This is a genomic window from Kitasatospora sp. NPDC057738 (assembly GCF_042798815.1).
Lineage (GTDB): Bacteria > Actinomycetota > Actinomycetes > Streptomycetales > Streptomycetaceae > Kitasatospora > Kitasatospora lactacystinica.
Genome location: NZ_JBHVJT010000075.1, coordinates 14598 through 36629, shown reverse-complemented (window position 1 = coordinate 36629; position 22032 = coordinate 14598). Strand labels below are relative to the sequence as shown.

Genomic DNA, 22032 nt, shown 5'->3' with positions numbered 1-22032 from the left:
AGGTGGTTCGGAGTTGAGTGGAGGGGGGGGGGGAGTGGGCGACATCGGTGTGTTCCCGGCTTTGTGGGTTTCTCCGAGTTGGGGCGAGGTGGGCGAACCGGGGGCCGGCGCGCGCCCTCCGGCGCGCGCACTTTCGCCACACACGAGGGCAGAGAGATGGCTGCGCTACCTGAGGGCACACCCTGTTGGGCCGACGCGATGTTCACCGACCTGGAGGGCGCGAAGGCCTTCTACGGCGACGTGTTGGGCTGGACCTTCGGCGAGAGCTCGTCGGAGTTCGGGAACTACACCCAGGCCTACTCGGACGGCAAGGCGGTCGCCGCGATCGTGCCGCCGATGCCGGGCGCGGAGGCCCAGTCCGCCTGGTGCCTCTACCTGGCCTCGCCCGACGCCGGTGCCACCGCGACGCGGATCCGCGCCAACGGCGGCGAGGTGGTCATGGGGCCGATGCAGGTCGGCGACTTCGGCACGATGGTGATCGCCAAGGACCCGGCCGGAGTGGTGTTCGGCGTCTGGCAGGCCGGCCGGCACGAGGGCTTCGAGAAGCAGGGCGAGCCCGGCGCCTACACCTGGGCCGAGTTGGTGACCCGCGAGCCCGCGAAGGCGGACGCCTTCTTCCCGGCGGTCTTCCCGTTCGGCGTGAAGAAGATGGCGGGCGGGGACTTCGACTACCGGATGTTCCAGGTCGACGACCGGCCGGTGCTCGGCCGAATGGGCGCGGAAGGGGACTTCCTGCCGCCCGAGGCGCCCTCGTACATCAGCGTCTACTTCGCGGTGGACGACACCGACGCCGCGATCGGCCGGCTGACGGCCCGCGGCGGCAAGGTGTACTTCGGGCCGATGGACAGCCCGTTCGGCCGGTTCGCGGCGGTCGGCGACCCGCAGGGGGCGGCCTTCGGGTTGATCGACATCGGTCGGCGGGTAGGGGAGCAGCCGGAGACGGTGGACATCTGATGCGTCCGACGGGACGACGAGCGGCAGGGGTGGCCGATGGGTGAGCGCGAGGAACTCGTCGAAACGCTGGACAAGCACCGCGAACTGCTGCGGCGCACCGTACGGGACCTCACCGACGCGCAGGCGGCCGAGCGCACCACGGTCAGCGAGCTGTGCCTCGGCGGCCTGGTCAAGCACGTGGCGGCGGTCGAGGCGCGCTGGGCGCGGTTCATGACCGGCGGCGCGGAGGCGATGCGGCGCGGGGACGGGGGCGCCGCCGACCCGGACGCCTGGGCGGCCCAGTTCCGGATGGCGGAGGGCGACACCCTGGCCGGGCTGCTCGCCGAGTACGAGCGGACGGCGCGCGGGACGGACGAGCTGGTCCGGACCCTGCCCGACCTCGACCTCGCCCACGAGCTGCCGCCCGCACCCTGGTTCCCGCCGGGCACGGCCTGGTCGGCCCGGCGGGTGCTGCTGCACCTGATCGCCGAGACCGCGCAGCACGCCGGGCACGCGGACATCATCCGGGAGTCGCTGGACGGGGCGAAGTCGATGGGCTGAGCGGCGGCTCGCCCGGCAACCGAGCGGCGGTTCGAGCGGCAACCGAGCGGCGGTTCGAGCGGCGCATCGAGCGGCGGTTCGCCCGGCACATCGAGCGGCGGTTCGAGCGGCGCCGGGGACGGCCGTCAGGGCAGCTCCACGCCGAGGAGCTCGCGCAGCGCCCGGCCGCCGTCCGGGGTGACCCGAAGGGCCCGGCCGGAGCCGATCCGCTCCACCCAGGCACGGTCCAGGGCGGCCCGGCAGAGTGCCGCGCCGAGTGCCCCGCCCAGGTGGGTGCGGCGTTCCGTCCAGTCCAGGCAACCGCGCACGACCGGGCGTCCGCCCCGGCGGCCCGCGCGCGGCGGCAGCTCGATCGCCTGCGCGGCCAGCCAGTCCTGGCCGTGCCCGGTGACGGCCAGCCCGCCCTCCTCGGTGACCAGGCCGCGGGCGAACAGCGCGTCCGACACGGCCACGCCGAGGCGTCCGGCCAGGTGGTCGTAGCAGGTACGGGCCCGGGCCTCGGCACTCAGCCGGGTGGCCTCGGTCAGGTTGCGCGGCGCGGTCGCGGGGCCGGTGCCGGGGCCGGTGCCGGACTCGGCGAAGACGGTGAGGTCCTCGATCAGCGTGGCCACCGCGGGCGTGGCCAGCCGGACGTACCGGTGCCGGCCCTGTCGTTCCTCGGCCAGCAGCCCGCCCGCGATCAGCCGGGACAGGTGCTCGCTGGCCGTGGACGGCGCCACGCGCGCGAGGCGGGCCAGCTCACCCGCGGTCCAGGCGCGACCGTCGAGCAGCGCCGTGCAGATGGCGGCGCGGGTGGGGTCGGCGAGCAGGGCGGCGAAGGCGGCGAGCGTCATGCCTCCATGGTCGGGGCACGAGGGTGCGGGCGGGCGCCGAGTCGCGTACCGGGGCGGAGCGGCGCACGGAGGACGGGGCGGTCGCGGCGGCGGGGCCGCGTGGGGGAGCGGAGCCGGGGACATGCCGTCATCGTCACCCCCGCACGGTTCGGCCGGGGCCGAAACGACCCGGGGCCACGATGACGGCATGAGCGAAACCACGGTGGTCTCCGGCCCCGCGACGATGACCTTCTCCCGCTACGACGACGTGACGGCGGCGCTGGCCGACCCGGCGCTGGTCCCGCCGCCCGCCGGGCCGGCCGTGCCCGGAGCGCCCGGCGCCGCCCCCGGCACGGTGGCCTGGCTGCGGTCCGCCGTCGCCCGGTTCAGTTCCGGCGAGCCGCACGCCCGGCGCCGGGCGCTGGTGCTGGCGGACCTGGAGCGGCTGGACCCGGACCGGCTGCGGGTGGCCGCGGCCGCCGGCTTCGAGTCCGACGTCCGGCTGCGGGTGGTCCGGGTGCTCGCGGCGGAACTCGGCCTGGCCGACCCGGAGGCCGTGGCGCGGGACGTCGCGACGGTGTCCCGGGCGTACTTCGCCGATGCGCAGGCCGACCCGGTGGCCGCCGACACGGTGGCCGCCGCCCCGGCGGCGGACGCGGCGGTGGCCCGGCTGCTGTCCCTGATGGCGGACCGGGACGAGGCGGCGGGGGACCGGGACGAGGAGACGGCCGCGAACCGGATCGGCCTGCTCGTCCAGGCCTGCGACGCCACCGCCGCGCTGGTTGAGGGCGCCCGCCGGCACGAGAACGGTCTGGCCGGCGTGCTGCGTGCGGACCCGCCGGTCCGGACGATGCGTCGTCTCGCCGCCCGGGCGACCGAGGTCGGCCGGGTCGCGGTACCGGCCGGGACGCTGGTCCTGCTCGACATCGCGGCGGCCCAGTCCGGGGCGCCGGAGGGCGTCGCGCTCACCTTCGGCGCACCGCCCCGGAGCTGCCCGGGCCGCTCGCAGGCCCTGGTCATCGCCGAGGGCATCCTGTACGGCGCCTCCGATCCGGCGGACACCGGGGCGCCGGACATGCCGCCCGCGCCGGATCGGGGGAAGGTCGAACTCGCCTCCCTGGTACCGGAGATGGTCGAGCGCGTGCTCGTCCTGGCGGCCGGCTGGACGGCCTGGGGCGGTCGCCCGATCGTCAACGCCGACGGCCGAACCTACACGCCGCACAAGGCTGTTCGCCGTATCGCCGACCATCTTGTCGACCACCTCGCCGAGTTGGAGGCCCGGGTGGCCGGTGAGCCGACCGAGCCCGACCGCTGGCACGCCTCCGGTGTCACCACCCCGGCCGACCTGGCCCCGTTCACCACCGCCGACCTGGACGAGGCCCGCAGCCGGCTGACCCGGCTGGCCGGGATCTGGTCCCGGCGGATCACCGCACTGCCGGACGAGTGGTTGGACGACTCGCCGGGGACGGGCTGGAGCTTCCGGCAGATCGTCCGGCACGTCTCCGGGGCCGGGTACTACTACGCGGACTCGGTCGGCGCGCTCGGCAGCCCCGCGGGTGCGACCGGCAGCCCGGACGGCGCGACCGACACCCCGGCGGACGCGACCGGAAACCTCACGAACGACCCGACGGAGACGACCCGATGACCCCCTTCGCCGCCCTGCACCACCGCCCCGGCCGTCCGCTGCTGCTCCCCAACGCCTGGGACCACGCCTCGGCCGTCGCCCTCGCCGCCCAGGGGCACCCCGCGATCGGCACCACCAGCCTGGGCGTGGCTGCCGTCGCCGGCCTGCCCGACGGTGCCGCCGCCACCCGCGCGGAGACGGTACGGCTGGCGCGCCGGCTCGGGCGGGTCGGCTTCCTGCTGAGCGTCGACGCGGAGTCCGGGTTCAGCGACGATCCGGACGAAGTCGCCGAACTGGCCGTGGAGTTGGCGAAGGCCGGAGCGGTCGGCATCAACCTGGAGGACGGCCGGGCGGACGGTTCGCTGACCCCCGTCGACCGCCATGCCGCCAAGATCGCGGCGGTGAAGGCGGCCGTGCCGGAGCTGTTCGTCAACGCCCGCACCGACACCTACTGGTGCGGGCAGGACGCCCCCGAGGCGGGGGCGCTCCGGCGCCTGGACGCCTACCAGCAGGCGGGCGCGGACGGCGTGTTCGTCCCCGGGCCGGCCGATCCGGCGGCCATCGGCCGGCTGGTCGGCGCGCTCTCCGTCCCGCTGAACATCCTCTGGACGCCGGCCGGCCCGGGCCTCGCCGAGCTGGCCGCGCTCGGGGTGGCCCGGGTCAGCCTGGGCTCGCTGCTGTACCGCGCGGCACTGGCGGCGGCGGTGGCCACGGCGGCGGCCGTCGCGGCGGGCGAGCCGGTCGGTCGGGTGCCGGGGTACGCGGAGGTGCAGGCCCTCAGCGGGAGTTGAGCGTCTCCGGGGAGCGGTCACGGGCGGCCCCGGGCCGGCGCCCCAGGGCCGGCGCCCTCAGGCCCCGTGGCGGGCGGTGCGGGCCGCCTCGATCCCGTCCAGGATGACGTTGACGCCCCGGGCGAAGCTGCTGTCCCGGCCCGCCTCGACCTCGCCCGGAACCTCGGTGGTGTACAGCCGGTGCAGTCGCGGGAACTCCTTGGTGGCCTCGATGACGGTGGGCAGGAGCCGGTTGATCCACTCCTGCTCGTCGTGGCCGCTGCGGGCCAGCGAGCTCACCCAGGAGGCCTCCACGCAGGCGGTTCCGATGGTGTAGCCCATCACAGCGCTCATCGCGTCGTTCGCGTCGCCCATCTCGAAGCCGGCCGTGTCCAGGACGGCCAGCAGGGACTCGGAGATGCGCATCCAGTTGGGGCCGAGGTAGATCATCCCGACGTCGCCGATCACCGAGACCATCCACGGGTAGCGAATGATGGTCGCGCGCATGCTCTCGGCGCACTCCATGATTTTCGCGCGCCAGACCTTCGGGTCCTCGGAGCCCTCGGCCTCCGGCTGCGGGAGGGTACCGAAGACCTGGTCGACGACCAGGGCGAGCAGTTCCTCCTTGTTGGCGACGTGGGTGTAGAGCGAGGTCGCGCCGGCGTTCAGCCGGGCGGCGAGCTTGCGCATGCTCAGCGCGTCGATGCCGTCGGAGTCCAGCAGTGCGAAGGCCTCGGCGACGATCTGCTCGCGGCTGAGGGAGGGCTGCTCCCGCCGTCGTTGGGGCCGGTTCCACGGCAGGGGGATGCCCGGGGTCGTGCCGTCCTCTGATTTGGCCGCCATCGGGCCCTCCTCGCCAGTCGTCGATCGCCGGACCCGGTCCGGTGCGGCGCAGCTTGCCACAGCTCGCTGCGAACAGTGTACGGCGCCGCGAACGGTGTGCGGAGATCGAACGGCGTGCGGAGATCGAACGGCGTGCGGCATTGCGAACAGTGTGCGGTGTCCGTACAGTGTTCGGAGCGGCGCACACCGTACCCCTGGGGACGGAGGGCGGTGTGCCCGCGACGACTTCCGCGCGGCTCCGGCCGGCCACGGCCACGGCTCGCGCGCTCATTCCGAAGCCCGAAGCCCAAGCCCGAGCCCGGGTTCGCAGCGAGAAGTTCAAACCCGGGTTCGACGCGAGAAGTTCAAAGGGGGAAAACGCCGTGCAACGTCATCCGCAGCGCTGGCTCATTCTGGTCGTGCTCTGTCTCAGCAGCCTGGTGCTGGTGATCGACAACATGGTGCTCACGGTCTCCATCCCGCCGATCGCGGAGGACCTCAAGGCCGGGGCGCAGGACATCCAGTGGATCATCGACTCGTACATCCTGGTCTTCGCCGGCCTGCTGCTCACCTCGGGCAGCCTCTCCGACCGCTTCGGACGGCGGAAGGTGATGATCGTCGGACTCGCGCTGTTCGGCGCGGCCTCACTGGTCGCGGCCTACGCCGGCAGCTCCGGTGAGCTGATCGCCGGGCGCGTCCTGATGGGCGTCGGCGGCGCGCTGGTCATGCCGAGCACGCTCTCCATCCTGATCACCGTCTTCGACGACGAGGAACGCCCGAAGGCGATCGCCGCCTGGACCGCCGTGGCCATGATCGGCCTGGTCGGCGGTCCGGTGCTGGGCGGCGCGCTGATCGCGCACTTCTGGTGGGGCGCGGTCTTCCTGCTCAACGTGCCGATCGCGGCGGTCGCCATCATCGCCGCGGTGCTGCTGATGCCGGAGTCCAAGGGGCCGTGGCGCCGACCCGACCTGCCGGGCATGGTGCTGTCGATGGTCGGCATGACGGCGCTGGTCTGGTCGATCATCGTGCTGCCCCGGGACGGCTTCACCAGCGCGAGCACCCTCGGCGCGCTCCTGCTCGCGGTGGCCTCGCTGACCGGCTTCGCCGTCCGGCAGGTCCGCACCGACTCGCCGATGGTCCCGCTCAACCTGTTCCGCAACCGGGTCTTCACCGGCGCCAGCTTCTCGCTCGTCCTGCTGACCTTCGCCACCGGCGGGCTGATGCTGGTCCTCACCCAGTACCTCCAGTTCGTGCTGGAGTTCTCGCCCACCGACACCGGCCTCGCCTTCATCCCGCTGGCCATCGCCTCGCTGGTGTTCAACGCGCTCGGCGCGGTGCTCGGCAAGAAGGTCCCGGCGCGGGTGCTCACCTCGATCGGCATGCTGATCATCGCGGGCGGCTTCTGGCTGCTGGCCACCCTCTCGGTCGGCGACGGCTTCACCAAGGTCGCCCTGGCCATGCTGGTGCTCGGCGTCGGCTCCGGCCTCGGCATGCCGGCCGCCGCCAACGCGCTCATGGGCGCCATCCCGAGCGAGCACGCCGGCGTCGGCTCCGCGCTCAACGACACCATCCAGCAGTCCGGCGCGGCGCTCGGCGTGGCCATCCTCGGCACCGTGCTCTCCAGCACCTACACCGGTGCGATGCCCGACGCCGCCCCCGCCGCCGCCCGCCACGACATCACCGGCGCGCTCGCGCTGGGCGGCTCCACCGGGGACGGCGGACTGGTCGCGGCCGCCCGGGAGGCGTTCAACACGGCCACCTCCACCACCTTCACAGTGGGCGGCATCGCGGTCGTCGCAGCCGCGGCGCTCACCCTGGTGCTGATGCGCGACGGCCGGAAGACCGCCGACGGGACGGCCGGGGCCCCGACGGAGCCCACGGCCGAGCGGGTCGGCTGACCCCCTCCGGGCCGATGGCCCCGGCCGCCCCGCGCGGCCGGGGCCATCGACGCGCCCGCGCGCTCGCCTCCCGGGACGCGTAGCCTCACGTCATGGACCCGTCCTCCCCGTACCTGGAGCGCGCGTCCCGGCTGCCCGGCGCGGTCGTGTGGACGAAGCGGGCCCCCGGCCGTACGGATGCCGGACGCACGGGCGATGCCGTGGCCGGGGCCGTCCTGCCCGACGGCTGCATGGACCTGCTGTGGACGGAAGGCCGGCTGCTGGTCGCCGGACCGGACACCCACGCCTTCCGCCCCGGCCCCGGACTGCGCGGCCCATGGGTCGGCGTGCGCTTCCGCCCCGGTGCCGCCCCCGCCCTGCTCGGCGTCCCCGCCCACGAACTCCGCGACCGCCGCGTCGAGTTGGCCGACCTGCGGCCCGCCGCCGAGGTCCGGCACCTCACCGAACGCGTCGACGCGGCCCCCGACCCGGCCGCCGCACTGGAAGCCCTGGCCCTGCGCCTGGCGGCCGAGGCACCGCCCGAGGACCCGCTGATCCGCGCGGTGGCCGCCTCGCTGGCCGCAGGGCGGTCCGTCGCCGCGACGGCCGGGACGGTCGGCCTCGGCGCGCGCCAACTCCACCGCCGCTCCCTGACCGCCTTCGGCTACGGCCCCAAGACCCTCGCCCGGATCCTGCGCATGCAACGCGCCCTGGCCCTCGCCCGGGCCGGCGTCCCACTGGCCGAAACGGCCGCCCGGGCCGGCTACGCGGACCAGGCCCACCTGGCCCGCGACGTACGGGAGTTGACGGGCATGCCGGTCACCGCGCTACTGCTCCCCTAGCCTCCCCCTACAGCTGCGCGAGCAGATCCACCCCGTTGCCGTCCGGATCGTGCACCACGGCGTACCGCTGCCCCCAGAAGGCGTCCCAGGGCTTCAGCTCCCCGTGGTACCCGGCGCCGGTCAACTCCTCGTACACCGTGTCCACCTGCGCGGGACTCGCGCAGCGGAACGCCAGCGCGGAGCGCGTACCGCCGCTCGGCGGCTGCCACGCGGGATGGAACGACCGGATGGTGGCCTCGGTGTCGAGCACCAGCAACGGCCCGCCCGGCAACGTGCCCTCGACGTGCGGCTCCCCCTCGACCCCTGCCGGAAACTCCACCCCCAACCTCCGGTAGAAGGCGACCGAGGCGGCCATGTCCGAAACGGCCAGCCCGACGAAGGCGAACTGCGGTGCAGATGTGCTATTCATGCCTGCCACGCTAGACACCCCCGCGCACCCGGTCTTGAACGAATCGGACACCCGGGGCCCGCCCGGTCCGCCCGATCCGCCTGGCCGGTCCGCGCGCCCGATCCGCCTGGCCGGGCCCGCCCCGAAGCGGCACCGACACCCCGACGCGCTCGGTCCCCGCGCGGGTCGCGGCGCCGGATCAGAATGGGTCATGCCCACACCGGACTCCTCGGGGCCGCCGCCCGAGCACCCATCGCCCGGCACGGCCCCCGCCCGGGCCGGAGAGCGGTGGTGGCCGGTCGTCTCCGCGGTGCTGATCGCCGCCCTGCTGCACGTCCTGCTTCCCGAGACCTATCGGGAGAGCCCCCCGTGGGTGCTGCCGGTGGTCCTGTTCGTCCTGCTCGTCGTGCTGGTCGTCGGTGATCCCGGCCGCATCGACCGCCGCCGGCGGTGGCTGCGCGTGGTCACCGACCTGGTGATCGCGTTCGTGACGCTGGCGAACCTGTTCGCCGCCGGGCGGCTGGTGGCCGACATCCTGACCGGCAACAAGATCTACGCCGACAACGCGACCGGCCTGCTGGCGACCGGCGGCGTGGTCTGGGCGACCAATGTCATCGCCTTCGCGCTCTGGTACTGGGACCTGGACCGGGGTGGGGCGGCCGCACGGGCGTACCGTCCGTTCGCCGACCCCGCGTTCGTCTTCCCGGAGATGCAGCACCCGCGCCACGCACCGCCCGACTGGGTGCCGATCTTCGCGGACTACCTCTCGCTGTCGTTCTGGACGGCCACGGCCTTCAGCCCGACCGACGTCTCCGCGATCCGGAGGTGGGCCAAGGCGCTGATGATGGCCCAGGCCGCCGTCTCACTGATGGTCGGAGCCCTGGTGATCGCCCGCGCGATCAACATCCTCCAGTAGCCCGCGCAGACCCGCGGGCGGTACCCGGGCGGGCCGCCCGGGTACCGGCCGCGGCCGCTGCCGGCCTCAGCCCTTCTTCCGCAGCACCATGAACTGGTCCGGCTTGATCAGGTCCATGCTGTACCGGAGGGTGTTGTCCGGCAGCATCGTGATCGCGGGATAGACCACCCCGTGGTCCTCGTCGGCGAGGCACTTCGTACCGGGGGAGGAGCCGGTCACCCGGTGCGCGTAGGTGATCCGGTTCTCGTTGGCCTGGGAGAGCGTCCACGCGCCCTCGCACCAGGTGCCGGACTGCGGCCTCTCGGTGCGGATCCTGCTCTTCTCCTCGCTCTCCGCCGACTGGACGACGGTGAGGACGACGGTGGTGACCTCCCCGCCGGCGGCCGTGCGTTCGCCGACCCACGTCCCGAGGAACTTCGCGGGGACGACGCCCGGCCCCGAGTCCGAGGGGGGTGCGCCGGGCGAGGGGCTGTCGTCGGCCGGAGCGGAGGCAGCGCCGGTCGGTTCCGGGCCCTTCGGATCCGGGCTCTTCGAAACCGGGGCGGTGGGTGCCGCCCCACCCCCGGTCGGGGCGGTCCGCCCGGCGTTCGATGCGCCGGTGTCCCTGTCGGTCTTCCGTAGTTGTTCGACCATCAGGTACCCGCCGCCCAGCAGCAGTGCGCCGACCAGCACGGCCGTCAGCGCGCCGTACCTCCGTCGGCCGCCTGGCCGCGGCGGGTGCGGCCCGTAGCCCGGCACCGCCGTCGGCGCCGTGAGCGGTGCCGGTGGCACCGGGGCCGGGGCCGGGGCCGGCGTCCAGGGCTCGACGGGCGGGACGAGCCCTACGGGCGGTGGGCCGAAACCCGGCGGGGCCGGCATCCCGGCCCCGGCTGCACCAGCCGTACCGGGCACCCCAGCCGTACCGGGAACCGCGTACACACCGCCGCCCGGTACGACCTTCGCGGCCTCGCCCGTTTGCGCCCTCGCCACCTCGGCGACCACCGAGCGCCCGGTGGGATCCGGTGCCGCGACCACCGGCTCCGCACCGGGGGCGGCGGTCCTCTCCTCCGGGGCCGTCCCCTCCCGGGCCTCCCGCTCCCCCTCCAGGTCCAGCAGCTGCACGGCGCTGCGCCCGACCGCCGCCGCCAGGGCCGGCGGCAGCCAGTGGCCCTGCCCCAGCCGGGCGGCGGCCGTGCCGTCGCCGTCCAGCCGTTCCCGGAGCCGTTCGGGCGTCGGGCGGCCGGACGGGTCCTTGGACAGGCAGTCACGGACGATCGAGTGCAGCGGGCCGGGCAGTCCGGAGAGGTCGGGTTCCTCGTGCAGCACCCGGTAGAGCAGGACGGGCGCGCTCACCCCGGAGCCGAACGGCAGCCTGCCGGTCGTCGCGTACGCGAGTACCGCGCCGAGTGAGAAGACGTCGCCGGCCGGCCCGGCGGGCAGCGCGTTGACCTGCTCCGGCGACATGAAGCCCGGCGAGCCGAACACCTGGCCGGACTGGGTGAGCACGGTGGTGGCGTCCAGCGCGCGGGCGATGCCGAAGTCGATCAGCCGGGGGCCGTCCAGGCTGAGCAGCACGTTCGACGGCTTGATGTCCCGGTGCACCAGGCCGAGGCGGTGCACATGGGTGAGCGCCTCGGCGAGACCGACTCCGAGGGTTCGCACGGCCGGCTCGGGCAGCGGCCCGAACTCCCGTACGGCGGCGTTGAGCGCGGGGCCGGCGACGTAGCCGGTGGCCACCCAGGGGCGGTCGCCCTCGGTGTCCGCGTCCAGGACGGGTGCCGTCCACGTGCCGCCGACCCGTCGGGCGGCCGCCACCTCCTGGCGGAACCGGGCCCGGAACTCGGGGTCCCCGGCGAGGTCGTGACGGACCACTTTGACGGCGACGGTCCGCCCGCCCGACGTCCGGCCGAGGTAGACCCGGCCCATCCCGCCCGCCCCGAGCTGCCGCAGCAGCCGGTACTCGCCCACCCGCCGCGGATCGTCCGCTGCCAGCGGCTGCATGCCCACGCTCCCCTCGACGCCGGGCGCGGCCGTCCCCACCCCTCGCGTCCGGAGCAGACGCTATCGGTCCGGGACCACCCGTGGGACGGGATCACGGTCACGGAATCATCATCAGACGATCACACCGCCCCTGGCTTTCACGGCCCACGGCCCCGCGACAGCCAGCCCACCCGTCGCGCCCACCCGTCGCGCCCACCCGTCGCCCCTCTCGGGACCGAGCGCCGCCCAACCGCTGGCCTCCGCCAGGCGGGTGCGGGAGGCGCCTCCGACCGCAACCGGAACGGCAACCGCGAGACGACGAAGGCCCGGACCGCTGAGCGGTCCGGGCCTTCTGCCGGCGGAGGATACGAGATTCGAACTCGTGAGGGGTTGCCCCCAACACGCTTTCCAACTGTTCGTCCGGGCGTTCGGCGGCGGTTGTAGGCGTCCTGGCCTGCGGCGGAGCGATCCACCGGCTGGGCTCTGAACGGCGTTGGACGAGGGTGAATGCAACCAGAACTGCAACCAGGGCGACCTCAGCCACGGGGAGGATCGCTGAACCTGGCTGGACCATTTCGCGCTCTGTCTCTGCGATGGCCGCCGGTTCCGGGTCGCGGGGCCGGGCAGATGGCAGTGCGGCCGGAGGCCATATGGTGGGGCCCGGCATGAGGGAACGTGTTTATGGGGGCGCTCGTGGATCTGCGGTTGGCTGTGGAGGGCGATGACTCGGTCGAGGGGCTGGCCGAGCTGTCGGACTGGCTGGGCCAGGAGCCTGGGCTTCGTGGTCTGGTGACGCCGGCGGATGCGGTGCCCGGACCGGGGGAGCTGGGGGCGGTGGCTGATGTCCTGGTGGTCGCGCTCGGGGCCGGCGGGGCGGTCAGCGTGCTGGCTGCGTCGTTGCAGGCGTTCCTGGCCCAGCCGCGCCGCTCCGATGTGCGGATCGTGGTCTCGGTAGCCGACGGGCGTCAGGTGGAGGTCGATGCCAAGCGGGTCGACGACGTCGAGGCACTGCTGCGTCAGGTGCTCGGCGAGACGGAGTGAGCGCTCGGGCCGTGGACCCGCAGCGGTCCCGGATCGTCCTGGTCGGTACCCCGGCCTACACCGATCCCGGGCTGCCGGACGTGCCGGTGGTTGCCAACAACGTCACCGACCTGGCCGCGGTGCTCACCGATGCCGAGTTGGGCGGCTTCGACCCGAAGCACTGTGCGGTGGCGCCGTCGACGGCCAGTGTCGAGCAGGTGGGCGATCTGCTGGTGCAGGCCGCCGAGGAGGCCGAGGACCTGCTGCTGTTCTACTACAGCGGACATGGGCTGCTCGGTCCGCGACGGCGGGACCTGTACCTGAGTCTGGCCGGCACTCGACCCGGCCGGCTGGCGTTCACCGCGCTGCCGTTCGACGCGGTGCGGGACGCCTGCCTGGGGAGCCGGGCCGCCAGCCGGGTGGTGATCCTGGACAGCTGTTTCAGCGGGCGAGCCATCGGCGACACGCTGGCCGACGACGCGGTCCTCGGTCAGCTCGAAGTCGCCGGCACTTACACGCTGACCTCAGCCCCGGCCAACCGTACGGCGCTGATCCTGCCCGGGGAGCGGCACACCGCGTTCACCGAGCGCCTGCTGCACCTGTTGCGTACCGGGACTCCAGCCGCCGGGCCACTGCTCAGCCTCGGCGACATCTACCGGCACCTGCACGCCAGACTCCGTTCGGAGGGCCTGCCCGAGCCGCAACAGCGAGGCACCGCGACAGCGGACCTGCTCGGGCTGGCCCGCAACCGCCGGTTCGGCGCAACTGCGGACACGACACTCGGAGCACCGCCTGCGGTGGACCTGGCGAAGCTTCTCGAGGGACTGCACGCCGGACTGGACAGTCGATACCCGCGGCCACGCGCGGCAGCCGTCGAAGAGTTGGCCGACTGGCTGACACTCGGCGGCCCCGGTCGGGTGCAGGCCGCCCGGATCGCACTGGAAAGGGCTGCCGCCAACGGCCTGCCGGTGGTGGCCCAGACAGCACGTGCGGCACTGGGACGCCACTCGTGTTCGCTGCCGGCACCGGACCGCTCGGCAGCAGCCCCCGCGCTCCCTCCAGACCGGCTCGGTGCCGTTCGTCATCACCAGGGCGCTGCTGTGGTGTTGGCCACCGCCGAGCGTGTCGCCGGGAGCATCACCGACGAGTCCTCCAGGGCGCGGGCATTGGCGGGCATCGCGAAGGCGTGGGCGGGTACCGACCCCGACCAGGCCGAACGGGTCGCCGGGAGCATCGCCGACGACTCCCGGAAGACGGAGGCGTTGGCGGGGATTGCGGCGTCGTTGGCGGGTACCGACCCGGATCGGGCCGAGCGGCTGAGTGGCGAGGCCGAGCGGGTCGCCGGGAATATCGGCGACGGGTCCCGGAAGGCGCAGGCGTTGACGGGGATCGCGAGGGCGTTGGCGGGCGTCGACCCGGACCGGGCTGAGCGCGTCGCCGCCGGCATCATCGCCAACGCCAAGAAGGCGCAGGCGTTGGCGGCGATCGCCGGGGCGCTGGCGGGGACCGACCCCGACCGGGCCGAGCGGGTCGCCAGGAGCATCACCGCCGAGTCGATGAAGGCGCAGGCGTTGGCAGGGGTCGCGAGGGCGCTGGCGTGGACCGACCCCGACCGGGCCGAGTGGGTCGCCAGGAGCATCACCGACGACTCCCGGAAGGCGCAGGCATTGGCGGCGATCGTGAGGGCGCTGGCCGGCACCGACCCGGACCGGGTCGAGCGGCTGAGCGGCGAGGCCGAGCGCGTGGCGGGGCGCGTCAGCAGCGAGTCGTACAGGGCGGAGGCGTTGACGGCGATCACGAGGGCGTTGGCGGGCGTCGATCCCGACCGGGCCGAGTGGGTCGCCGGAAGCATCGCCGACGGGCCCCGGAGGCGGGAGGCGTTGGCGGCGGTCGCGAGGGCGTTGGCGGGCGTCGATCCCGACCGGGCGGAGCGGGTCGCCGGGAGCATCACCGACGAGTACCACAAGGCGTGGACGTTGGCGGCGATCGCGGAGTCGTTGGCGGGTACCGACCCGGACCGGGCCGAGCGGCTGAGTGGCGAGGCCGAGCGGGTCGCCGGGAGCATCGCCGACGGGTCCCGGAGGGCGCAGGCGTTGGCAGGGATCGCGAAGCTGTTGGCCGCCACCGACCCCGACGGGGCCGAGCGGGTCGCCGGGAGCATCGCCGACGAGTACCACAGGGCGCAGGCGTTGGTCGGGATCGCGACGGTCTGGATGGGCGGTGATTGATAAGCCGTTGTCTTACCGCACTTGATCGCCGAGTTTCTGCTGGTCGGGCAGGGGTTCCGGTGTCGTGCAGGAGAGTTGACGCGTCGTGTCGTCTCGATCGAGGTGCTCGGGTGCCGTCGGTGGTGGGGCTGCTGGAGGAGCGGGAGTTGGCCGCCCGGCAGCGGATGGAGAGTCTGCGGGAGGAAGCGGACCGGATCCAGGCCGCGCTGTCGGAGGCGGAATTGGACTGGGAGCGGTGGGTGATCGCCCGGAGAGGGTCGATAGGTCCTGGCCGAGCCTGCGGGCACGAGACAAAGGTGACCGGCCTCAGCCGGGGCACGGGCAGCAATCCCCTACGCGCGGGTGAGGTCGGTCTCGGGCTACTCGTGTTCTGTGGCAAGTTCGAGCGTGTTGCCCTTCGAAGGGCATACCGCTGGCTCGGCCGCCACTGGTTGGCTCAGTCCGGAGCCCGAGTGAATCCCAGGCTGCTTGTGCAGGCGAGCGATCGGCGGCGTCGCGAATCGCAACCGAGACCAGAACTGCAACCACATAACGACGAGGGCCCCGACCGCTGAGCGGTCGGGGCCCTCGTCTGCCCTGGCGGGCGGAGGCGGAGGATACGAGATTCGAACTCGTGAGGGGTTGCCCCCAACACGCTTTCCAATTCTCCCGAACGCCGTCCGCCGGGGTTCACACTCGTCCTGACCTGCGGTGGAGCGACCACCGGTGTGACCCTGGACCCCGCTGGACGGGGATGAATGAGACCAAAACTGAGACCACCCGTCATCGGCCGCTGGCCGGCCCGGTGGCGCTGCGGAGGGAACTGGCTCCGGGCTCAGGCTGATCGCCAGGTAGTGGTGTTGGAGTCGGAGTCCGGTGAGGTGGCGTACCGCCGAGGGGCCCTGCTATCGGGGAACGGTCACCGCTGTGAGCCTGCCGTCGCCGAGGTGCAGCCAGCCGCGGCCTGGGCTGGATGATACACCGGCGAGAGAGGTTGCCGAGGCGCTGCCGATCAACTTGCCGGACGCGTAGGTCTGCGGCGCGAGGAGGAGGCCCCGGCGTGCGTTGGTCAGTTCGCTCAGCCACTTCATCGGGTGGTCGATCTCCCGTTCGTTGGCGGCTGCGACCAGAGCTGCGCCTTCGCTTGATCCGTGTTGAAGTAGTTGCCTCAGCACAGGGGACGCACCGCAGTCCGCCAGCGCCTCGGCATCGTCCATCACCACTACTACGGGGTCGTCCCGCGTGGCTGTGTCCAATACCTCCTCAAGCGTCTGACGCTCGATGTCGTTTTGAACGAGGCAGGCCAGCACAGACGGTTGTTCTGCTAGTTCGCGCAGCGGCGAAGGCCGTGGGGCGACTAGGAGGAGCCTAGTGTCGCTCGTCAGCAAGGATCGCGCGATGGTCGTCAGTGCGGTGGAGCGCCCCGAACCAGCAGGTCCGGCAATAGTGAAGGCGGGGGCGGATCCGGTTGCGAGATCCGGCCCGTGGGCAGAGAGGGGGTCGCCTCCGACACCTGCGAGCGCCCACAGCGGTGGTACCGCTGGGGGTCGCATCGCCCATGCTTCGTCAAAGCCGATGTCCGAGGGTAGGGAGTTGAAGCGTCGCTGTCGCTCCAGAGCCTCATGGGCCGCGCTCCAGAGCCCCAGCAGCAGCGTGTGGTGCTCCAATTGCAGGTGCGCCGCGTTGGAGAAGGCGACCAGTGCGTCGCGGTCGGGCAGTTCGCTGTGGGTGTACCAGCGGATCCACCTGTCCGCAGAGACCCGTGTCTGTTGTTCCAGCTCGGTGAAGGACCAACGGCGTTTGAGTCGGTGCTCTTCGAGGCAGTGGCGCACCGCGACGAGTTCCCGACGTGCGGGGGAGCGGGCCACCTCGAACTCATGGCTCTGCACCCCGTAGAACGTCGCATTCGCCGGGCGGTGCTCTTCCAACGCGTCCGCCATCCTGGCGAATCCCTCGCTACGGCGGACCACGCCGAGGAAGACCCTGAGTGCGTCCTTGTCGTCCCACAGCGACTGTGCCGCATTGATGATCAGGGCCTTCAATGATTCCAAGGCGGCGTCGCCCGGCGTGTTGTCGTCCGTTTCCTCACCAGGCTCCGTGTCGTCGTCCCGGAGGTCTGCGTGCGCCTGGGCGACCGTCTCGCTGACGGCCAGCTTCCACAGTTCCTTGAACCGGTCAGCCACAGCGTCGTCATCATGGCGGGCGATCTCGGCAAGGGCGCGGACGATGAGGTCGAGGCGGCCTAGCGGTGGTAGGTCGGCTTTCTGGAAGGCATCCAGGACCGCTTGGTGGTTGACGATCCAGAAGCCCTGTGCGTCCTTGCCGATCCGATCGCGGATGCCTCGTGCGGAAGGGAGTCCCGCGTCCAGTCTGAGGTCGTGGAGATCGCCGTTCAGCCTTTCCAGGCAGGGCTGATGGGAGAGGTCCGGCCTCGTCCACAACTGAGCACTCACGGTTCCGTCCCCGGGGTGGAGTTCACAAGCCGTCAGCCCGACACTCGACGGCGCTGGCCATTGTCAGACTCTGTCACAGGCCGCGCGCTTGCGGCCCCGGTTGGCCAATGTCGTCAGGGACTGTCCGGGGCCGTCAGAGGCAGCTTCAGGTGACCCACGCTGGCTGTGGCAACGGCAGTAGGCCGGTCACAGATGGAAGGCAAGTCCCATGGAGCAGATCAGCGTTCGCACCGTCGTCCTCCTCCTGGTGGGCATCCTCGCCGTCGTTCTCATCGTGCGCGCACCGACCCTCGGGCTTGCCATGGTGGGAGCGACTGCGGTGGTTGCGCTGCTGGCCCAGCTCATGGGTAGGGAGTGAGACTGCCGGCCCGAGAGCACCGGGTGCAAGGCCGCACCGGTGCTGATCACTCTCGGCGAGCTAACCGACCCTGAGGTCTCCGGCTGATTCGCTGGTGCGGATTCGGCCGGCCTGAGAGCAGCGGGAACTGCAACTACGGAACGACGAGGGCCCGACCGCAGAGTGGTCGGGCCCTCGTTCGCCCTGGTGAAACCCTGCTCGCCCTACGCTTGCATCCCTGTTCGCTGGCGTGTACTCGGCGATGCGTCAGCGCGACCTCCCGGATCAAGGATTGTCGTACCTGCTGATCAACAGCCTGTCGCGCGGTAGCGTGATAGGTCTGCGATGGTACGCATGGAGGAGGGGTCGGTGCAGCAACCTGGTGCCCGCAACAAGGCGATCAACCCAAGCGCCTACAACGCACTAGCCGATGCGCTCTGGAGCATCTTCTGGAACAAGGGCCACTTCGAGCGGTATGTGCGTGGCATGTTGCGGGATCATAGCGAGCTCTTGGCCCGTCTTGATTTTGGCAGGACCAAGCGCGAGACGTCCGGCGAACTGGTGGACCTTCTCCGCGCCAATGAAGCACGGTACCTCGATGTGACCGTGGCGCTCATGCTCGACATTGCTGGGATGGACCGGTTTCCGAACCTCGAAAGCCAGGTCGATGGAGCCGACATGGTGGCCAAGGCTGAGGCTGCCGTGGCCGAGTTGCGCCGATGGACTGGAAAGCAGCAAGAGGTCATCAAGGAGCATGAGGAGTACGCGGCCTCCATCGCCGAGAGTGCCAAGAAGGCTCAGGCCATTCGGGCATTCACCGAGATCCATGAGGATCTGAAGCAACGCTTCTTCGTGATGCACTCAGCCGCCGACAAGCACCAGCGTGGGCGAGACTTCGAGGGGTTCATCAACGAGCTTTTCGCCTTGTACGACCTGGAGCCGCGGGCCTCCTACAGCCTGGAACATGAGCAGATCGATGGCGCGTTCTCCTTTGATACCGACCACTACGTCCTTGAGGCCAAGTGGTGGAAGGAGTCCATTGGACGGCCGTTGCTCGACATCTTCAAGTCCAACATTGAACGCAAGGGCAAGAATACTCTTGGTCTCTACATCAGCATGAGCGGCTTCACCTCGGACGCCTTGGATGTGTACGCCTACAGCACGCCGTTCATAACGGTGGACGGAGGTGACTTTATGGCTGTCCTTGACCAGCGCATTCGCCTTGACGATCTAATCCGCCGTAAGAAGCGCCATGCCAGCGAGACAGGTCACTGCTATCTGCCGGTCTCCAAAGTACTGTCGGATTCGGAGTAGGCTGCGGATCTCTCTGCCATCTTCTTGCGGCCTTGGCGGCGGCGCGAATTGAGGAAAGGGCATTGCTGCTGAGCGGCGCCCATGTTCGAGGCGGATGGTGGTGAGGTACTCCGCGTTCTCTGCGGAACCTGAGCTGGCAGGACGGGCTCGGTTTAGGCGGCACGGAGCGACTTAATGAGAGCGCGCGCAGGGGCGCTCTCCAGGGTTGTGTACGAGGCCGGCTTGCACGGCGGTCTTGAAGACTGGGTAGGCCGCAGTACGGGAACAGCCTCATCCTGCTCGTCATGTGGCCTTCGTAAACTGGCAGCAGCCGCTACGTTCGGCCATATTGCTGCTATGACTCGCTGCCAGGAGCACGAGGCGAGGAATCTTCCTGAAGGCGAAGAGTTTTCACCCAGAGCGCCACGAGGGCGGTCGCAATGGCTGCCAGCGCAGCCTCAGCGAGCCCGGCCAGTGCGAGGATTGCGATGGTCCCAGCGGCTACGATCGTGAAGATGACAAGCGTGATCAGTTGTCGCCGATCTCTGCGGCGGCGCCAGTGTGCCTCAACAGAGTCCGCCTGAATTGGCTCCAGCTCATTGGCGGACTGTCGGGCGATGTCTCGGATTCGGTTAGCTGCGAGGCACTCCACAAGATGCTGGATTTCATCTCTGGCGGCGATCCTGCCAGTTTCCCCGTCAAGCTCCACCCCTCCGCGTAGTTTCCTCACGAGTGCGGCTGCAGTCGCGTATTCCTGGACAACGTCAGGCATTGGATTTCGTCCATCAGGCAGTGCCCGCTGTAGCGCGTATCTCTCTAGAGCTGTGGCCAGGTTTTCTAGGCTCCGCACCGCTTCGGTGTGGGGAGGTTCAAATGGGCGTATGGAAGATGGCTCCACCCCCATTCTGAATGGGTCGATAAGTTTTACCAGCGACTCGTAGGCATGTGTTCCGATAATGGATGTTGTCCAGCGTGATTGCGCAGGGACTCCAGCGAGCAGGAAAATAACTATGCTTGAGAAGGCTGGCGCAATCGAAAGGAGGGTTGCGGCCCCTTTCCATGGGCCGCTTAGCGAATGCTCCGCCCGGCGCATCAGGGCAAGTCCTGCGAATATTGACAGTGCGGCAGGCAAGGCCATCTTAAACTTAATCCCGCGAAGTGATGCCAGCGTGAGATGATCTGAGCGCTGAAGATATTCTCTTGCAGTCGCCGAAAGTGGAGAGGTGAGCCCTCCTTCCTTGGCGCGCAGTACTGCTGCACGCTGCACAGCCGCCTTGCGTGCTCCGCGCCAGGAGATCCGCTCTGACCAGGTAGCCTTTGGGAGCCGCGCCGCCGGGGCCGTCTGAAGTGTCAGGCCCAGGCTGATGATCCACATCATTACGGCCAGAGCTCCGAGCACTTTTTGCGTAGAGTCGTTCAGCATTCGTTGATAGTGGCAGGCGTTGCCGACAATTGGGTGCCGTAGTTAAGGTGGGCGCCAGCGGTGGGGCTCTGAGTGTCGTGTGCCATATCTATACAGACCTCTGGCTTGGGCTGGCCGGGGTTCACTGCTCGTAGGCCCATGCTCGTCCAGTCTGGCGATACTGCTCGACGGGGATTGGGTCGATGCCGACCCGCATGCGTGCGGTGTAGAGCAGGCCATCGAGGTGATCGATCTCGTGGTGGATCAGGCGGGCGAGTCCGCGTTCGTAGGTGGTGGTGGCCACCTGGCCGTCCAGCGTGGTGGTCTCGACTGTGATCCGCAGCGGCCGGGGGACCAAGCCGCGAACGTCGAAGAACGACAGGCAGCCCTCGAACTGCTCGTCCGCCTCGTCGGAGCAGTCGGTGATCCGCGGGTTCAGCAGGACGACCGCCGGAGCGTCCGGGGCAGCAGGCTGGACGATGGCAGCGGCGCGGCCGATGCCGATCTGCGGTGCGGCGATACCCATGCCCTTGGCGAAAGGGTGGACTTGGCCGATGCGCTCCATGGCGGTGAACAGCTTCTCGATGACCTGCTCGGCGGCCTCGCGCTCGGTGGGCAGGTCGAACGCTCGGGCGGGCTCGGCGAGTACGGGCTCGCCCTCCTGGACGACGCCGAGGTCACGCATCTGCTCGCTGGGCCGCACCTGGATCACCTGAACTCCCCTTGGGTCGTGTCGCGTTCGGGTCGGGCCCGGAACCGCCATTCGAGACGGTACCGGGCGTGGAGGTCCGGCGTGGACGTGCTCCAGGAGAAGACGCGCATGCCGCCCTCCTCGCGCCGGATCGGGGCGGTCCGAAGCGGTGCCGCTTCGGCGGTCATGGACGTCTCCATGCCCCACACGGCGGGGTCGAGGGCGGCGGGGAAGACGAGTTCGACTTCGAGGTGTTCGGTGGGCAGGCGGACCGCGCGCTGGAACCAGCGGCCCCACTTCTCCTCGCCGACCGAGTAGGCGTACTCGATCCAGACCTCCTCGCCGGGGTAGAGCGGGAAGCGGCCTTGCTCGTTCTCGAACAGCAGCCACACCTCCTTGAACGCGTCGCGGTCGTGCTTGGTCTGCCAGTTCATCGCCTCCCCGCGACATGTCGCGGTCAGCGCGAGTTCGTCCCAGGTCAGCGGGTGTTCGCGGTAGTGGGCGTTGGAACGCTCGGGCTCACCGGGGTAGCGGTCGACGCTGATGCGGATCAAGTAGCGGGTGATCGGCTCGCTGCCGGTGTTCCGCAACAGTCGGCGCATCGTCAGCCGGTACTGGGAGCCGTCGAAGTCCAGGCGCGCGCCGTCGTGTGCCACGATGATCGCTGAGCCCGTCGCGTACGGCTGCTCGGGGCGGCGCGGGGCTGGCGGAGCCGCAGCCGGGGCTGCTCGGTTCTTGGCGGCCTCGTAGTCCAGCCAGCGCTTCCACACGGCCTTGCCCGCGTTGAGGGTCTCCTCCGAGCGACGCGCGAAGTCCTCGGTCGGCTTGTGCCGGCCGGATTCCACGTGGCTCACGTACGACGGGTCGAAGCCCATCTTGAGGGCGAGCCCCCGCTTGGACAGGCCGCGTACCTCGCGCCAGTACGAGACCTCCGCTGCGAACGCCTCGGCGGCTTGCTCAACGGTCGGGCTGTCGTCGCGCTCGTCCATCAAGGCCCCCGCCCTGGCTGCTGGATGAGATGAATGAACCGTGAGTGATCTCGATTCATCATTCTGTCACGCTCCTGGTCGCCGGTTTCCTTCTTTTGCCAGCCCGGGTCGACCCCGGGCCGAGAGAGGGAGGGCC

At 71.0% G+C, this 22032-nt stretch carries 19 protein-coding genes; 11 read left to right on the top strand and 8 right to left on the bottom strand.

All coding sequences use genetic code 11. The features are described from left to right. The first annotated feature begins 156 nt into the window (after positions 1-156). Positions 157-954, top strand: coding sequence for a VOC family protein (locus ACFVGO_RS31690; RefSeq protein WP_359905613.1), 798 nt, complete (start codon positions 157-159; stop codon positions 952-954). A gap of 36 nt (positions 955-990) precedes the next feature. Further along, positions 991-1494, top strand: coding sequence for a DinB family protein (locus tag ACFVGO_RS31685; RefSeq protein ID WP_359905616.1), 504 nt, complete (start codon positions 991-993; stop codon positions 1492-1494). 125 nt (positions 1495-1619) lie between these two features. Here the strand turns inward: ACFVGO_RS31685 and ACFVGO_RS31680 are convergent, their stop codons facing one another. After that, complete coding sequence (locus ACFVGO_RS31680) at positions 1620-2327, bottom strand: winged helix-turn-helix domain-containing protein (protein ID WP_359905619.1); 708 nt, start codon at positions 2325-2327, stop codon at positions 1620-1622. A 187-nt stretch (positions 2328-2514) separates the two neighbouring features. Here ACFVGO_RS31680 and ACFVGO_RS31675 point away from each other — a divergent pair, with 187 nt between their 5' ends. Continuing rightward, entirely contained in the window at positions 2515-3951 is a 1437-nt protein-coding gene (locus ACFVGO_RS31675) for a hypothetical protein (RefSeq protein WP_380635478.1), read from the top strand. Continuing rightward, positions 3948-4721, top strand: a complete 774-nt coding sequence (locus ACFVGO_RS31670) for an isocitrate lyase/phosphoenolpyruvate mutase family protein (RefSeq protein WP_359905625.1) — start codon at positions 3948-3950, stop codon at positions 4719-4721. The genes ACFVGO_RS31675 and ACFVGO_RS31670 overlap by 4 nt, the downstream gene beginning before the upstream one ends. Positions 4722-4778: 57 nt before the next feature. On the opposite strand, the gene ACFVGO_RS31665 is transcribed toward ACFVGO_RS31670, so the two are convergent. Continuing rightward, positions 4779-5543, bottom strand: coding sequence for a TetR/AcrR family transcriptional regulator (locus ACFVGO_RS31665; RefSeq protein WP_380635475.1), 765 nt, complete (start codon positions 5541-5543; stop codon positions 4779-4781). Between the two features lie 362 nt (positions 5544-5905). On the opposite strand from ACFVGO_RS31665, the gene ACFVGO_RS31660 reads away from it, so the two are divergent. After that, on the top strand, positions 5906-7420 hold the full coding sequence (locus tag ACFVGO_RS31660; protein ID WP_380635473.1) for an MFS transporter: 1515 nt from the start codon (positions 5906-5908) through the stop codon (positions 7418-7420). Between the two features lie 92 nt (positions 7421-7512). Continuing rightward, positions 7513-8241 carry a helix-turn-helix domain-containing protein gene (locus tag ACFVGO_RS31655; protein WP_380635471.1) on the top strand — a complete coding sequence of 243 codons (729 nt, stop codon included), beginning with the start codon at positions 7513-7515 and terminating at the stop codon, positions 8239-8241. A gap of 7 nt (positions 8242-8248) precedes the next feature. Here the strand turns inward: ACFVGO_RS31655 and ACFVGO_RS31650 are convergent, their stop codons facing one another. Beyond that, complete coding sequence (locus tag ACFVGO_RS31650) at positions 8249-8650, bottom strand: VOC family protein (RefSeq protein ID WP_380635469.1); 402 nt, start codon at positions 8648-8650, stop codon at positions 8249-8251. 190 nt (positions 8651-8840) lie between these two features. Here ACFVGO_RS31650 and ACFVGO_RS31645 point away from each other — a divergent pair, with 190 nt between their 5' ends. After that, complete coding sequence (locus tag ACFVGO_RS31645; protein ID WP_380356688.1) at positions 8841-9545, top strand: hypothetical protein; 705 nt, start codon at positions 8841-8843, stop codon at positions 9543-9545. A 66-nt stretch (positions 9546-9611) separates the two neighbouring features. On the opposite strand, the gene ACFVGO_RS31640 is transcribed toward ACFVGO_RS31645, so the two are convergent. Further along, the gene (locus ACFVGO_RS31640; RefSeq protein ID WP_380635466.1) at positions 9612-11525 is read right to left on the bottom strand and encodes a serine/threonine-protein kinase; all 1914 of its coding nucleotides are present in this window, start codon (positions 11523-11525) and stop codon (positions 9612-9614) included. A 660-nt stretch (positions 11526-12185) separates the two neighbouring features. Here ACFVGO_RS31640 and ACFVGO_RS31635 point away from each other — a divergent pair. Together ACFVGO_RS31635 and ACFVGO_RS31630 are read left to right on the top strand one after the other, a co-directional pair. Beyond that, entirely contained in the window at positions 12186-12545 is a 360-nt protein-coding gene (locus tag ACFVGO_RS31635) for a hypothetical protein (RefSeq protein WP_359905645.1), read from the top strand. Next, positions 12542-14752 (top strand): caspase family protein, encoded by a 2211-nt coding sequence (locus ACFVGO_RS31630; protein WP_380635464.1) that lies wholly within the window; start codon positions 12542-12544, stop codon positions 14750-14752. The genes ACFVGO_RS31635 and ACFVGO_RS31630 overlap by 4 nt, the downstream gene beginning before the upstream one ends. Positions 14753-15636: 884 nt before the next feature. On the opposite strand, the gene ACFVGO_RS31625 is transcribed toward ACFVGO_RS31630, so the two are convergent. Next, positions 15637-17184 (bottom strand): hypothetical protein, encoded by a 1548-nt coding sequence (locus ACFVGO_RS31625; protein ID WP_380635461.1) that lies wholly within the window; start codon positions 17182-17184, stop codon positions 15637-15639. 208 nt (positions 17185-17392) lie between these two features. Here ACFVGO_RS31625 and ACFVGO_RS31620 point away from each other — a divergent pair, with 208 nt between their 5' ends. Further along, complete coding sequence (locus tag ACFVGO_RS31620) at positions 17393-17542, top strand: hypothetical protein (protein WP_158835758.1); 150 nt, start codon at positions 17393-17395, stop codon at positions 17540-17542. A 348-nt stretch (positions 17543-17890) separates the two neighbouring features. After that, the gene (locus ACFVGO_RS31615; RefSeq protein WP_380635458.1) at positions 17891-18835 is read left to right on the top strand and encodes a restriction endonuclease; all 945 of its coding nucleotides are present in this window, start codon (positions 17891-17893) and stop codon (positions 18833-18835) included. 334 nt (positions 18836-19169) lie between these two features. Here ACFVGO_RS31615 and ACFVGO_RS31610 read toward each other — a convergent pair whose 3' ends face one another. From ACFVGO_RS31610 to ACFVGO_RS31600, 3 genes are all read right to left on the bottom strand, one after another. Beyond that, on the bottom strand, positions 19170-20237 hold the full coding sequence (locus ACFVGO_RS31610; protein ID WP_380635456.1) for a hypothetical protein: 1068 nt from the start codon (positions 20235-20237) through the stop codon (positions 19170-19172). Positions 20238-20358: 121 nt separating this feature from the next. Beyond that, entirely contained in the window at positions 20359-20928 is a 570-nt protein-coding gene (locus tag ACFVGO_RS31605; protein ID WP_380635454.1) for a peptide deformylase, read from the bottom strand. Next, the gene (locus ACFVGO_RS31600; protein ID WP_363648464.1) at positions 20925-21896 is read right to left on the bottom strand and encodes a helix-turn-helix transcriptional regulator; all 972 of its coding nucleotides are present in this window, start codon (positions 21894-21896) and stop codon (positions 20925-20927) included. Before ACFVGO_RS31600 ends, ACFVGO_RS31605 begins: the two co-directional genes overlap by 4 nt. Between the last annotated feature and the right edge of the window lie 136 nt (positions 21897-22032).